Annotated in this window: 13 protein-coding genes; 9 read left to right on the top strand and 4 right to left on the bottom strand. The window is 61.9% G+C overall.

Translation table 11 applies throughout. The features are described from left to right. The first annotated feature begins 21 nt into the window (after nucleotides 1-21). A complete protein-coding gene (locus tag ACR3XE_RS02530; protein ID WP_473699153.1) occupies nucleotides 22-1,164 on the top strand; it encodes an epoxide hydrolase family protein in 1,143 nt (380 codons plus the stop codon). On the opposite strand, the gene ACR3XE_RS02535 is transcribed toward ACR3XE_RS02530, so the two are convergent. Continuing rightward, entirely contained in the window at nucleotides 1,161-2,402 is a 1,242-nt protein-coding gene (locus tag ACR3XE_RS02535) for a NupC/NupG family nucleoside CNT transporter (protein WP_473699152.1), read from the bottom strand. The two genes, ACR3XE_RS02530 and ACR3XE_RS02535, sit on opposite strands and share 4 nt — an antisense overlap. 109 nt (nucleotides 2,403-2,511) lie before the next feature. Here ACR3XE_RS02535 and ACR3XE_RS02540 point away from each other — a divergent pair, with 109 nt between their 5' ends. The 6 genes from ACR3XE_RS02540 to ACR3XE_RS02565 are packed head-to-tail and all read left to right on the top strand — an operon-like array spanning nucleotide 2,512 to nucleotide 6,617. Continuing rightward, nucleotides 2,512-3,171, top strand: a complete 660-nt coding sequence (locus ACR3XE_RS02540) for a queuosine precursor transporter (RefSeq protein ID WP_473699151.1) — start codon at nucleotides 2,512-2,514, stop codon at nucleotides 3,169-3,171. Next, the gene (gene argB / locus ACR3XE_RS02545) at nucleotides 3,168-4,076 is read left to right on the top strand and encodes an acetylglutamate kinase (RefSeq protein WP_473699150.1); all 909 of its coding nucleotides are present in this window, start codon (nucleotides 3,168-3,170) and stop codon (nucleotides 4,074-4,076) included. Before ACR3XE_RS02540 ends, argB begins: the two co-directional genes overlap by 4 nt. A 45-nt stretch (nucleotides 4,077-4,121) precedes the next feature. Beyond that, nucleotides 4,122-4,418 carry a YggT family protein gene (locus ACR3XE_RS02550; RefSeq protein ID WP_473700260.1) on the top strand — a complete coding sequence of 99 codons (297 nt, stop codon included), beginning with the start codon at nucleotides 4,122-4,124 and terminating at the stop codon, nucleotides 4,416-4,418. A 2-nt stretch (nucleotides 4,419-4,420) separates the two neighbouring features. Next, nucleotides 4,421-5,326, top strand: coding sequence for a bifunctional methylenetetrahydrofolate dehydrogenase/methenyltetrahydrofolate cyclohydrolase FolD (folD, locus tag ACR3XE_RS02555; RefSeq protein ID WP_473699149.1), 906 nt, complete (start codon nucleotides 4,421-4,423; stop codon nucleotides 5,324-5,326). Further along, nucleotides 5,326-5,991 carry a hypothetical protein gene (locus ACR3XE_RS02560; RefSeq protein ID WP_473699148.1) on the top strand — a complete coding sequence of 222 codons (666 nt, stop codon included), beginning with the start codon at nucleotides 5,326-5,328 and terminating at the stop codon, nucleotides 5,989-5,991. The genes folD and ACR3XE_RS02560 overlap by 1 nt, the downstream gene beginning before the upstream one ends. Further along, entirely contained in the window at nucleotides 5,991-6,617 is a 627-nt protein-coding gene (locus tag ACR3XE_RS02565; protein ID WP_473699147.1) for a MarC family protein, read from the top strand. The genes ACR3XE_RS02560 and ACR3XE_RS02565 overlap by 1 nt, the downstream gene beginning before the upstream one ends. A gap of 65 nt (nucleotides 6,618-6,682) precedes the next feature. Here ACR3XE_RS02565 and ACR3XE_RS02570 read toward each other — a convergent pair whose 3' ends face one another. Further along, a complete protein-coding gene (locus ACR3XE_RS02570; RefSeq protein ID WP_473699146.1) occupies nucleotides 6,683-7,372 on the bottom strand; it encodes a YiaD family glycine zipper/OmpA-like lipoprotein in 690 nt (229 codons plus the stop codon). Between the two features lie 215 nt (nucleotides 7,373-7,587). Between ACR3XE_RS02570 and ACR3XE_RS02575 the strand changes: the two genes are divergently transcribed. Beyond that, nucleotides 7,588-8,901, top strand: coding sequence for a hemolysin family protein (locus tag ACR3XE_RS02575; protein WP_473699145.1), 1,314 nt, complete (start codon nucleotides 7,588-7,590; stop codon nucleotides 8,899-8,901). Here the strand turns inward: ACR3XE_RS02575 and ACR3XE_RS02580 are convergent. After that, nucleotides 8,898-9,428 carry a hypothetical protein gene (locus tag ACR3XE_RS02580; protein WP_486185890.1) on the bottom strand — a complete coding sequence of 177 codons (531 nt, stop codon included), beginning with the start codon at nucleotides 9,426-9,428 and terminating at the stop codon, nucleotides 8,898-8,900. The two genes, ACR3XE_RS02575 and ACR3XE_RS02580, sit on opposite strands and share 4 nt — an antisense overlap. Before the next feature lie 90 nt (nucleotides 9,429-9,518). Beyond that, the gene (gene purD, locus ACR3XE_RS02585; RefSeq protein ID WP_473699143.1) at nucleotides 9,519-10,796 is read right to left on the bottom strand and encodes a phosphoribosylamine--glycine ligase; all 1,278 of its coding nucleotides are present in this window, start codon (nucleotides 10,794-10,796) and stop codon (nucleotides 9,519-9,521) included. Here purD and xseA point away from each other — a divergent pair. Further along, the gene (gene xseA / locus ACR3XE_RS02590; RefSeq protein ID WP_473699142.1) at nucleotides 10,795-12,240 is read left to right on the top strand and encodes an exodeoxyribonuclease VII large subunit; all 1,446 of its coding nucleotides are present in this window, start codon (nucleotides 10,795-10,797) and stop codon (nucleotides 12,238-12,240) included. The two genes, purD and xseA, sit on opposite strands and share 2 nt — an antisense overlap. The last annotated feature ends 24 nt before the right edge of the window (nucleotides 12,241-12,264 follow it).

A 12,264-nucleotide genomic window follows, 5' to 3' on the forward strand; every position in this document is an offset into this window, starting at 1 on the left:
CGCCCCCAACCGGAGAGAGATATGCAAGTTGCCCCGCCGCGTCCCTTTACCATCGACGTGTCGCAGGCGGCGCTCGACGATCTGAAGCGGCGGCTGGGCCAGACACGCTGGCCCGAAAAGGAAACGGTCGACGACTGGGATCAAGGCGTACCGTTGGCCTATGCGCAGGAACTGGCGGCGAGTTGGCGCGACGATTATGATTGGCGCGATGTCGAGGCAGAGCTGAACAGCCATCCCAATTTCCTCGCCGAAGTTGACGGTCTCGACATTCACTTTCTGCATATTCGCTCGACCAATCCCGATGCGCGTCCGCTGGTGTTGACGCACGGCTGGCCGGGGTCGGTGCTTGAATTTCTGGATGTCATCACGCCTTTGTCGACCGATTACCATCTCGTGATCCCGTCGCTTCCCGGCTATGGTTTTTCGGGCAAGCCGATCGTCGCGAAATGGAGCGTCGAGCATATTGCCGCCGCGTGGGACGCGCTGATGGTCAGTTTGGGCTATGACCGATATTTTGCACAAGGCGGTGACTGGGGCAGCGCCGTGACCTGCGCGATCGGCGCCAACCATGCAGATCATTGCGCGGGCATCCACGTCAATATGATCGTCGGCACCCCCGATCCCGCGACGATGGGCGACCTGACCGATGCCGAGAAGGCCTATCTGGCGCGCTTTCAATGGTATCAGGCCAAGGATAGCGGATATTCCACGCACCATGCGACGCGCCCGCAGACAATTGGCTATGGCCTTGCCGATTCGCCGGTCGGGCAAATGTGCTGGATCGTCGAGAAATGTCAGGGCTGGACCGATTGCGGGCATGAACCCGGTGGGCAGTCGGTCGGCGGCCACCCAGAAAAGGCGCTGTCGCGCAAGACGATGCTCGATACCGTCAGCCTGTATTGGCTGACCAACAGCGCCGCCTCGTCGGCGCGGCTTTATTGGCACAGCTTCCGCAACTTTGCGGCGGGCGAGATCTCTGTCCCAACCGGATGCAGCCTGTTCCCGCAGGAAATCATGCGGCTATCGCGGCGCTGGGCGGCGGCGCGGTACAAGAATATCGTCTATTGGAACGAGCTCGACAAAGGCGGCCATTTCGCGGCGTGGGAACAGCCGGATTTGTTTGTCAGCGAAGTACGCGCCGCCTTTGCGACAATGGATATCTAAAGCAGACTCAGCATCAATCCAGCCAGCGCCGCCGACATCAGGTTCGACAGGCTGCCGGCAAGGAGCGCTTTCAGCCCCAGCTTGGCGATCATCGGGCGCTGGTTGGGGGCAAGCCCGCCGGTGACCGCCATCTGGATTGCGATGCTGGAAAAATTGGCAAATCCGCATAGCGCAAAGGTGCCGATGGCGACTGACGTGGCCGACAGGTCGCCCTGAATTTTCCCAAGATCGATGAAGGCGACAAATTCGTTGAGAACGACCTTGGTACCGAACAGTCCGCCGACCGCACCGCTTTCGTGCCAAGGCACACCCATCAGCCACATGACGGGGCGAAAGATCGTACCGATAACGGCCTGAAACGACAGATCGGGATAGCCGAACCAGTTGCCGATGCCGCCGAGCAGCCCGTTGGCAAGTGCGACCAGCGCGACGAAAGCGAGTACCATTGCGCCGACCGCGACCGCCAGCTTGACGCCGGTTTGCGCGCCCTGCGCCGCCGCCATGATGACATTGGCGGGCTTTTCCTCGTCATGGCTGGCCGCTGCTATCTCGATCGGTTCGATGCCCAGATCCGCAGGATTGTCCGGCATGATGATCTTGGCCATCAAAATACCGCCCGGCGCCGACATGAAACTCGCGGCGAGCAGGTAGGGCAGCAATTGTTCGCCGATCATACTGGCATAGGCGCCAAGGATGGTTCCGGCGACGCCGGCCATGCCGACGGTCATCACGGTGAACAGTTGAGATGGCGTCAGCCCGGCGAGATAGGGCCGGATGACCAGCGGGCTTTCGCTTTGCCCGACAAAGATATTCGCCGCTGCGCCCAGGCTTTCGACCTTGCTGATCCCGGTCACTTTCTGGATCGCGCCGCCGACCCATTTGATCACAAGCTGCATGATGCCCAGATAATAGAGGATCGAAATCAGCGAGGCGAAAAAGATGATGACGGGCAAGGCCGCAATGGCAAAACTATTGGCCCCGATTTCGGGGGACGCGAGCGGGCCAAAGATGAAATCTGTACCGGCCTTGGCATAACCGAGGAGGTTTGACACTCCGGTCGACATCGTCTGAATGATCGCGCGGCCCCACGGTGTCGCGAGCACCAACAGCGCGAATCCGGCCTGCAGCAGAAAGGCGGGGATCACGACGCGCAGGCGAATCCAGCGGCGATTCGAAGAAAAGAGCACAGCTATTGTCAGCAATGCGACGATGCCGAGTAAGCCGGTAAAGCGTTCCATGGTAAATGCGTCCCCCGCTAATGTTTCGCCTCTCTAGCGGGCTTTGTCGCTGGAGCAAGCCTGCGCGCACACTCTTCCCCCTTTGACAAAAACCGATTAAGCGGCGGCGATGACCCAACCCGCCCCTTCGCGCGCGATTGCGCCTTCGCTGTTGCTTTTCGCTATTTTATACGGGGGGATGGTACCGCTCGGCGGCTTTTTGGGCGCCAAGCAAATTGCGCTCGGCCCCTTGGCGGTCGAAGCCGGGATTTTTCCTTTTCTGACATTGATCGCGATTTCGAGCGGTATTGCCGAATTGCATGGCAAGCCGGTTGCCGACCGTTTGGTGCGGCTGGGGTTTATCCCATTGGTGCTGGCTATCCTGCTTGCTTTGCTGGTTCTGTCGCTTCCCACGGACCCCGGCATGTATGAACCGGCGAAAGAGGCCTTTCCGATCATCGTCGGTCAAAGCTGGCGGATGATGGCGGCGGGAATCATTGCTTATGGCGTATCGGTCACGCTCAATGTCTGGCTGTTCGCGCGCATGGCGGGTGGGACAGGACGGTTGATGGCCGTGCGCGGTTTCGTTGCTGCGGCGCTCAGCCAGATTGTCGACACGCTGATTTTCATCACCATCAGTTTTTATGGCGTGCGCCCGATATTCGACCTGATGATGGGCCAGATGATTGCCAAGATCGCGCTGTCGGCGGTGATGGTGCCGCTGATCGTGATGGCGGTTGTCGCCATTGGCCGCCGTATGGATGGCACGAACGGAGAGGCGCCCGCATGACCGACGCCCCTATTCATGCCCATATGCCCGATCTGTTGACCAAGGCTGAAACGCTGGTCGAGGCGCTGCCTTATTTGCAGCGCTATGCCGGACAGACTTTTGTGGTCAAATATGGCGGCCATGCGATGGGCGACCCAGAGGCGGCGCGCGACTTTGCCGAGGATGTCGTGCTGTTGAAAGCGGTCGGCATCAATCCGGTGGTTGTGCATGGTGGCGGACCACAGATTGGCGCGATGCTGAACAGGCTTAACGTCGAAAGCCGCTTTGTTGACGGACTGCGTGTCACCGATGCCGAAACCGCCAAGGTCGCCGAAATGGTCTTGTCGGGCGCGATCAACAAGGAAATCGTCGCGTGGATCGGGCAGGCGGGCGGCCGCGCGGTCGGGCTTTCGGGCAAGGACAGCGGGCTGGTTCGCGCGACCAAAGTGGCGCGGACAACCAAGGACCCCGACAGCCTGATTGAGCAGGCGGTCGATCTGGGCTTTGTTGGCGAGCCGGCGCATGTTGACCGGCGCGTGCTCGATACCTTGTCAGAGGCGGGTATCATACCGGTGATTGCGCCGATCGGTATCGGTGACGATGGCCACACCTATAATATCAACGCCGATACCATGGCGGGCGCAGTGGCGGCGGCGCTGGGTGCGGCGCGGCTGTTCCTGCTCACCGATGTGGCGGGGGTGCTCGACAAGAGCGGCGCGCTACTCACCGACCTAGCCCCCCCACGCATTGCAGAATTGCAAGGTGACGGCACGATCAGTGGCGGAATGATTCCCAAGATCGAGACCTGCGTAACCGCCGTCGAAGCCGGGGTTGACGCCGCTGTCATTCTCGACGGGCGGGTGCCACATGCGATGCTGCTCGAAATTTTCACCGCAAGGGGTGCGGGCACGCTCATTCACCGCTAAAGAGGCGGTCAATGTCTGCTTTTTCGGAGATTCACTTTGCTTATCATGCTCATCCAGATCGTCCATATCCTGCTGACGGTCCTGTGGTGGTTTATCATCGTGCAGGCGGTGATGTCGTGGCTGATCGCCTTTAACGTCATCAACACCCACAACCAGTTTGTCGGCCAGCTGTGGCTGGTGCTCGACCGGATCACCGAGCCGCTGTACCGGCCCTTTCGGCGCATCATGCCCGATTTCGGCGGCATCGACCTGACCCCGATGATCGTGCTGATTCTGATCATCATCATCGATGGTCCTGTGCTCAACTATGTCGCCACATTGGCCATTAACAGCGGACTGTAAATATGGACGTCGATCAGCGCGCGCGCGTCATTGACGGAAAAGCTTTCGCGGCGGACCTGCGCGCCAGAGTCGGCGCTGCGGTTCCGGCCTTTGCCGCCGCGACGGGCCGTGCGCCCGGACTGGCCGTGGTGCTGGTCGGTGACGATCCGGCGAGTGCGGTCTATGTCGGCTCAAAGGGTAAGGCGACGGTCGGCGCTGGCATGTTGAGCTTTGAGCATCGCCTGCCTGCCGCCGCGACACAGGCCGAGGTAGAGGCGTTGCTTGCATCGCTCAATGCTGATGCGGCGGTCGATGGCATATTGTTGCAGCTGCCTTTGCCGTCTCATCTCGACGAGCAAGCTGCGGTAGCGACGATCCATCCCGACAAGGATGTCGATGGCCTGACTCCGGTCAGCGCCGGTCGTCTGGCGCTCGGCATTGCCGGTATGGTGCCGTGCACGCCGCTCGGCTGTCTGATGCTGCTTCAGGACCAACTTGGCGATCTGTCGGGCAAGGATGCGATAGTTGTTGGCCGCTCGATCTTGGTGGGCAAGCCGATGGCGCAACTGTTGCTCGGTGCCAATTGCACCGTGACCATGGCGCACAGCCGCACCCGCGATCTGGCCGATGCCGTGCGCCGTGCCGACATTGTCGTGGCAGCGGTCGGCCGCGCGGAAATGGTCAAGGGCGACTGGATCAAGCCCGGTGCGGTCGTCATCGACGTCGGCATCAACCGCTTGTCGCCCGAACCCGGTGCAACAAAAGGACGGCTAGTCGGCGATGTTGATTTCGGGTCGGTTCAGACCGTCGCCCGCGCCATCACGCCGGTCCCCGGCGGGGTCGGGCCGATGACCATAGCCTGTTTGCTGCGTAACACGCTGGTTGCCGCGCACCGCCGCGCGGGCCTGACCGATCCGGAGGGTTTTTGATGCGTTCGATTCTTGCCGCGCTCGCCATGCTCACCCTGCTGTCGGCCTGTGCGAATGGTCCCGATCCCCGTAAGCGTCCGCTCGCGGCCAACCCCAGCGCGATTGTTGCCGCAGAGCTTGGTTTTGCGCGACTCGCTCAGGACAAGGGGCAATGGACCGCCTTTCGCGAAACCGCACATAAGGATGCGGTCATGTTCGTGCCGCAACGGGTGAAGGCGCGCGATTGGTTGAGTGGCCGTGCCAACCCGGCGGCGGCGGTTAAATGGCAGCCCTCTGCCGTCTATTCGAGCTGCGACGGAACCGCCGGTGCAACCACCGGCGGAACGCAGCGCCCTGATGGTAGCGTCGGATATTATACAACGGTCTGGCTGCGCGATCCCAAGGGCAAACTTCAATGGGTGCTCGACCATGGCGACACGCTGGCGACCCCGCGCGTCGCACCCGAATTTATCGCCTCCAAAAAGGCCAAATGCGGCGTTCGCCCTGCGGTTGGTATCACTGTCGCTGGTGAGGGTGAAGATATGGCGGTCGGCTTGTCGCACGACCAGACGATGAGTTGGACCTCGATTGTCCGCCCCGACGGATCACGGCGGATCACCGTGCGATTGTGGGATGGTAAGGCGATGCAGCCGGTCATTGACGACCAAGTGGCGGCGGAACGCTGATGCTCGAACTTTTCCTTTCGACCTTCACCATTTTATTTGTGGTTATCGATCCGCCCGGATGCGGGCCGATTTATGCCAGCCTGACCGAAGGCGCCAGTCCGGCACAGCGTCGCGCGATGGCGGTCCGTGCGATAATTGTGTCGGGCTTGATTCTGTTTGGCTTTGCGCTGTTCGGCGAACAATTGCTGAGCGCCCTGCATATCGAACTCGATAGTTTCCGAATCGCGGGTGGTCTGATGCTGTTCATGATCGCGATTGATATGGTGTTTGAAAAACGCACCCAGCGTCGCGAAGATCGCGCGCAAAAGATTATCGAAGCCCCCGAAGTAGAGGATGTGTCGATCTTTCCGATGGCGATGCCGATGATTGCCGGACCGGGGTCGATCGCCTCGATCATGCTGCTGGTTTCGCAAAATGACGGTATCGAGCGGGCGTTGGTGATCCTCGGCGCGATGGTTGCGGTGTTGCTGCTGACGCTGGTGGCGCTGCTCGCCGCCGGACCGCTCATGCGGCTTATGGGCCAGAATGCCGAGGCGGTTCTGACCCGGCTACTCGGTGTCTTGTTGGCAGCACTGGCGGCGCAGTTCGTAATCGATGGCCTGCGTGGAAGCTTTGGTCTGAGCTAGGCTTCCGCTTTCAGATGACTGCAATCAACGCCCTCCACCGCAAGCGGGGAGGGCGAGGATCGAACTTAACGGGCGGCGTTCACGTCATCCTGAGTGACCGGAGCGATACGAATTTCGACGCGGCGGTTGCATTGAAAATCGGCTTCGGACGTTTCGGGCGAGCATTTGAGCTGGGTTTCGCCAAAGCCGCGCGTTGCCATACGCTGGCGCTGGATACCGCGACCCGCCAGATAATCGGCGACCGAGCTGGCGCGGCGCTCGGACAGGCCTTGATTATAGCTGTCGCTGCCCGTCGAATCGGTGTGGCCATAGACGTCGATATAGGTGCTGGGATATTCGGCGAGCGTCGAGGCGACGCTGTCGAGCGCGCTGCGGAACTGCGACTTCACCATCGCGCTGTTATAATCAAAGGTCACGTCACCGGGCATGTTGAGCACCAGCTGGTCGCCTTGGCGTTCGACATCAATGCCGGTTCCGGCGGTGCGTTCGCGCAGTTTCTTTTCCTGCTGGTCCATATAATAACCAGCGCCTGCACCCGCGACCGCGCCGATGCCCGCGCCGACAATCTCTTCGGTGCGGCTGTTCTTGCCGCCGATCAGGTCGCCGAGCAAATAGCCGCCGAGTGCGCCGCCGACGCCGCCAATAGCGGCCTTGGAAATCCGGCGGTTGCCGGTCTCGGGGTCTGTGACGCAGCCGGTCAATGTCATGGCACCGACGCTGACGACGGCGGCTAGGCGGATCATCTGACTTTTCATATTTTGCTCCCTTTTGTTGCCGGAAGACATGTACCGGCCTTTCACTCTCTGCGCCAATAACCAATGGCTTACCCTGTGGTTCCACTTTTCACCCTGAACTGTCGATGAGCAAGGTGAAAGGCAGATGCCATTGTGCAGCGACCCCGCCTTCGTTTATAGGGGAAGGATGACCAGATGGATACGGGCCAGCCGCCGCCGGGCCGGACAATGACAGCATGACACCCTTTCCCTGGTCGGATGTGGCGATCATTGCCCTGCTTATTGTTCTCAACGGCATTTTTGCTCTGTCGGAGCTTGCGATCGTTTCGGCGCGCGGCCCGCGCTTGCTGGCGGCCGAGCGTCGCGGGCGCCGCGGCGCCGCCATCGCGCGCCAATTGGCAGCCAACCCCGGCCGTTTCCTTTCGACCGTGCAGGTCGGCATTACGCTTATCGGAATTTTGGCGGGTGCCTATTCGGGCTCGAGTCTGGGCGAACCGGTCGGCCAAAGGCTTCAAGCCTGGCTGGACCTTGATGATGCCACCGCACTCAGCAGCGGTTTTGCGTTGGTGATCGCCGTCACCACCTATTTCTCGCTGATTATTGGCGAATTGGTCCCCAAGCAATTTGCCCTGCGCGCACCCGAACCGATCGCCATTGTCATGGCGCGCCCGATGCTGTGGCTATCGCGCATCACGGCGCCGGTGGTGTGGGTCCTTGACCGCAGTTCGGCGCTGGTGTTTCACCTGCTTGGCCTTAACCGCGAATCCGAAGACCGGGTGACCGCCGAAGAACTGCATCTGATTGTTGCCGAAGCATCGAAATCGGGCGTCATCGAAGAGAATGAACGCGCGATTATTTCAGGCGTGGTGCGGCTTGCTGATCGACCGGTGCGCGAAGTGATGACGCCGCGCACCGTGGTCGACTGGCTGGATATTGGTGCCGACGCCGATGCGGTGCGCGCGAAATTGCTGGAAACGCCGCACACACGGCTTCCCGTGGCGCGCGGATCGGTCGATGATATTGTCGGGGTCGTGCAGGCACGCGACATCGCGGCGGCGCTGTTTCGCGGTGAGGCGCTCGACCTCGAAAGGCTCACCCGCCGGGCCAGTGTTATTCATGACCAGATTGACGCGATGGACGCGCTCGAATCGCTTCGCGCCGCCGATGTGCCGATGCTGCTCGTTCATGACGAATATGGTCATTTCGAAGGATTGGTGACCCCCGCCGATCTTTTGTCGGCCATTGCGGGCGAATTCGCCTCGGATCAGGATATCGGCAGCGAGCCGTTCGTGGTCGAGCGCGAAGATGGCAGCCTGCTCATCGCCGGATCGATGCCCGCCGATGCGATGGCCGAGCGTCTGGGAATCGACCTCGATGACGACCGCGATTACGCAACGGCGGCGGGACACGCGTTGGCGGTGCTCAAACATTTGCCGACCGAGGGCGAGCTGTTCGAGGATCGCGGCTGGCGATTCGAAATTGTCGATATGGACGGGCGCAAGATCGACAAATTGCTGGTGAGCGAACTCAGCCAGCCCGCCGAGGATTAAAGCTCGCCGCCTAAAACGCCATATTTGGCTTCAAAACCCGCCTTGTCGCCGCGCGCCAGATAGCCGGCCTGATCGACCCAATTGTCGCGCGTGACGCGGCCCTGAAACGTCCCGAGGCGCGAATCAATGTCGGCAATGTCGGCCTCGCTCCACGCCGCAATCTGGGCAAAACTGGTAACGCCCAATTCGGTCAGCAATTTTGCCAATTTCGGGCCGACACCTTTCAGCAGTTGCAGATTGTCCGACCCGCCAGCGGCAGGAGTCGTCGGTGCAGGGGCGGTTTGCGGTGCGGCAGTCGGTGGCGGGGGTGTCGTCACCGGCTCGGCGGTCTTGAAGCGGGCGGGCTCGGCGACGACAATGTCGGGCTTCGTGGCCTCCAGCGGTTTTTTTGGCGCTGCCTCGGGCGTCATCACCGCCTCGCCGGGACCAACAGGCTTTTTACCCGAGCGCAGCCACCAGACCAGCGCGATCAAAATCAACACCACGACCAGACAGATGATCCAATTTTCCTGCACCCAGCTCATCATGATATTTTCCCGTTCCTTATTTGAAAATCACGCGACCAGCGCGCTTATCGGCTCAGATTAGCCAGCGCGAACCGGCGCGTCCAGTCCGGCTCAACCCCGCTCGCGGGCCACTTCGCGCCAGCCGATATCGCGGCGGCAAAATCCAGTAGCGAAATCGATTCTATCGACGGCATCATAGGCCTTGGTCTGTGCGGCGGTGACGGTGGGGCCGGTTGCGGTGACGTTCAGCACCCGTCCGCCCGCAGCCACAAGCATGCCGTCCCTATTGGACGTGCCGGCGTGAAAGACGCGCGCGCCACAGGCCTCGGCTTTGCCTAGGCCAGAAATCGCGCCGCCCTTTTCGGGGCTGGCGGGATAGCCGTTCGCGGCCATCACCACGGTCAGCGCATAATCATCGGTGAAGGCGGGAGGCATCGCATCGGCTAGCGACGCCGTGGCGGCGGCGTGGAGCAGGGCGGCCAGATCGCCGGAAAAACGCATCATCAACACCTGACATTCGGGGTCGCCAAAGCGGCAATTATATTCGATGAGGCGCGGGCCGGTCTCGGTCAGCATCAATCCGGCGAATAGCACGCCGACATAAGGCATAGCCTCTATGGCCAGCGTAGTGACGGTCGGGCCGATGATCCGCTCCATAACCTCGACTTCGAGCTCCGGGGTTAACACCGGCGCGGGGCTATAAGCCCCCATGCCGCCGGTGTTGGGGCCGATGTCACCGTCGCCGACGCGCTTATGATCCTGCGCGCTGCCAAAGGCGGTGATCGCTTGGCCGTCCGACAAAGCGAAGAAGCTCGCTTCCTCGCCGGTCATAAATTCTTCGATCACCACTTCGGCGCCCGCGCCGCCAAAGGCGCCGCCGAACATATCGTCGATGGCGGCGGCAGCCTCTTCGCGGCTTTCGGCGATGATGACACCTTTGCCCGCGGCCAGCCCATCGGCCTTGATCACCACCGGCACGGCAAAACGGGTGAGTGCGTCATGCGCCTCTGCGGCGCTGGTGCAGCGGATATAGTCGGCGGTCGGAATATTGGCGCGCGCGCACAAATCCTTGGTAAAGCCCTTTGACCCTTCGAGCTGCGCGGCGGCGGCACTTGGGCCAAAGGTCGGGATGTTCATCGTGCGCAACCGATCGGCGAGCCCCGCGACCAGCGGGCCTTCGGGGCCGACGACAACGAAATCTATCTTCTTCTCGCTGCAGAATTGGGTCAGGCTATCGAGATCATCGACGCCGATGGCGACACAGTCGGCGACCTCGGCTATGCCCGGATTTCCCGGCGCGGCGAACAGCTTGTCGCAACTGGGTGATTGCGCCAGCCGCCAAGCCAGCGCATGTTCACGGCCTCCCGAACCAACCAACAGGATTTGCATGTCTGCCCCTTTTTCCGACCGCGCCGATGATATGGATGAAGGCGCCCGGCGGCTGTTAGCCGAGGCGACGCCGGGGGACAATGCACCGGCCCTGTCTGTCAGCCAATTATCGGCGGCGGTAAAGCGTGCGGTAGAGGATGGCTTCGCGCGCGTGCGCGTGCGCGGAGAGTTATCGGGCGCCAAGCGCGCGGCGTCGGGCCATTTTTATGCGAGCCTGAAAGATGACAATGCTTTGATCGATATTGTCATGTGGAAAGGGCAAGCGGCGCGATTGGCGTTCCGGCCCGAAGATGGCATCGAAGTGATCGCGACGGGCAAGCTCACCACCTATCCCGGCCGCTCCAAATATCAGATCGTCGTCGAATCGCTGGAAGTCGCGGGTGAAGGCGCGCTGATGCTTTTGTTCGAAAAGCTGAAAGCGCGGCTCGCCGAAGAGGGTTTGTTCGCGGGCGAGCGCAAACAAGAACTGCCGATGCTGCCCAAGGTCATCGGTGTCGTGACATCGCCAACCGGCGCTGTGATCCGTGACATTCTCCATCGCCTTGCCGACCGCTGCCCGACGCATGTGATCGTGTGGCCGGTACTGGTGCAGGGCGAAGGCGCAGCGGCACAGGTTGCGGCGGCGGTGCGCGGCTTTGATGCGCTGACGCACGACAGTATAGTGCACAGTATAGTGCCACGTCCCGACTTGCTGATCGTCGCGCGCGGTGGTGGGTCGATCGAGGATCTGTGGGCGTTCAATGAAGAGGTGGTGGTGCGCGCCATTGCCGGCTGCCGGATTCCGACGATCAGCGCGGTGGGCCATGAAACCGATGTGACGCTGGCCGACCATGCCGCCGACCGCCGTGCCCCGACGCCGACCGCAGCCGCCGAAATCGCGGTGCCGGTGCGCGTCGAACTTCAGGCGCAGCTCGCGACTTGGGGCAGCCGGATGATCGGAGCGGCGAATCGCGGGCAGGCGCTTGCGAATGAGCGGGTGACGGCGCTGACCCGTCTGCTGCCGCGCCGCGCTACGCTCTATGCGCCGCAGCGTCAGCGGCTCGACGATGCGAGCGACCGCCTCGACCGCAGCCAGACGCAGCGGTTGGCAGTGACACGCGAACGGCTTGCGACCCGCGCTGCCGCTCTGCGCCCGACGCTGCTCATCCAGCGGTGGGATCGTGACCGGGCTCAGCTTGAAGGGCTTGGGCGCTTGCTCGTCTCGCTCGACCCGCGCGCGCTGTTGTCGCGTGGCTATGCCATGGTGCGCGATGCGGGCGGTGCGCTTGTCATGACGGCGGACAAGGCGCGGCAAGCCCAGCGGCTGCAGCTGCAATTCGCCGACGGCGCGGTTCCGGTGCAAACGGGCGATACACCGTCCGCCGCACACACGCCCGCGCCCGTTGAGCCGCGCGCCACACGCAAGGCGGCACCCAAGCCAAAGGGGCAGGGCGAGCTGTTCTGACGATGCGTGCGGTGTGTCGGGGGG

Source organism: Sphingopyxis sp. 10G20-10, from assembly GCF_057365075.1.

Bases quoted from the DNA above. Each gene is read 5' to 3' on its own strand.
- ACR3XE_RS02530 (WP_473699153.1), top strand. From the start codon at position 22: ATGCAAGTTGCCCCGCCGCGTCCCTTTACCATCGACGTGTCGCAGGCG.
- ACR3XE_RS02535 (WP_473699152.1), bottom strand. From the start codon at position 2,402: ATGGAACGCTTTACCGGCTTACTCGGCATCGTCGCATTGCTGACAATA.
- ACR3XE_RS02540 (WP_473699151.1), top strand. From the start codon at position 2,512: ATGACCCAACCCGCCCCTTCGCGCGCGATTGCGCCTTCGCTGTTGCTT.
- argB (WP_473699150.1), top strand. From the start codon at position 3,168: ATGACCGACGCCCCTATTCATGCCCATATGCCCGATCTGTTGACCAAG.
- ACR3XE_RS02550 (WP_473700260.1), top strand. From the start codon at position 4,122: ATGCTCATCCAGATCGTCCATATCCTGCTGACGGTCCTGTGGTGGTTT.
- folD (WP_473699149.1), top strand. From the start codon at position 4,421: ATGGACGTCGATCAGCGCGCGCGCGTCATTGACGGAAAAGCTTTCGCG.
- ACR3XE_RS02560 (WP_473699148.1), top strand. From the start codon at position 5,326: ATGCGTTCGATTCTTGCCGCGCTCGCCATGCTCACCCTGCTGTCGGCC.
- ACR3XE_RS02565 (WP_473699147.1), top strand. From the start codon at position 5,991: ATGCTCGAACTTTTCCTTTCGACCTTCACCATTTTATTTGTGGTTATC.
- ACR3XE_RS02570 (WP_473699146.1), bottom strand. From the start codon at position 7,372: ATGAAAAGTCAGATGATCCGCCTAGCCGCCGTCGTCAGCGTCGGTGCC.
- ACR3XE_RS02575 (WP_473699145.1), top strand. From the start codon at position 7,588: ATGACACCCTTTCCCTGGTCGGATGTGGCGATCATTGCCCTGCTTATT.
- ACR3XE_RS02580 (WP_486185890.1), bottom strand. From the start codon at position 9,428: ATGATGAGCTGGGTGCAGGAAAATTGGATCATCTGTCTGGTCGTGGTG.
- xseA (WP_473699142.1), top strand. From the start codon at position 10,795: ATGTCTGCCCCTTTTTCCGACCGCGCCGATGATATGGATGAAGGCGCC.
- purD (WP_473699143.1), bottom strand. From the start codon at position 10,796: ATGCAAATCCTGTTGGTTGGTTCGGGAGGCCGTGAACATGCGCTGGCT.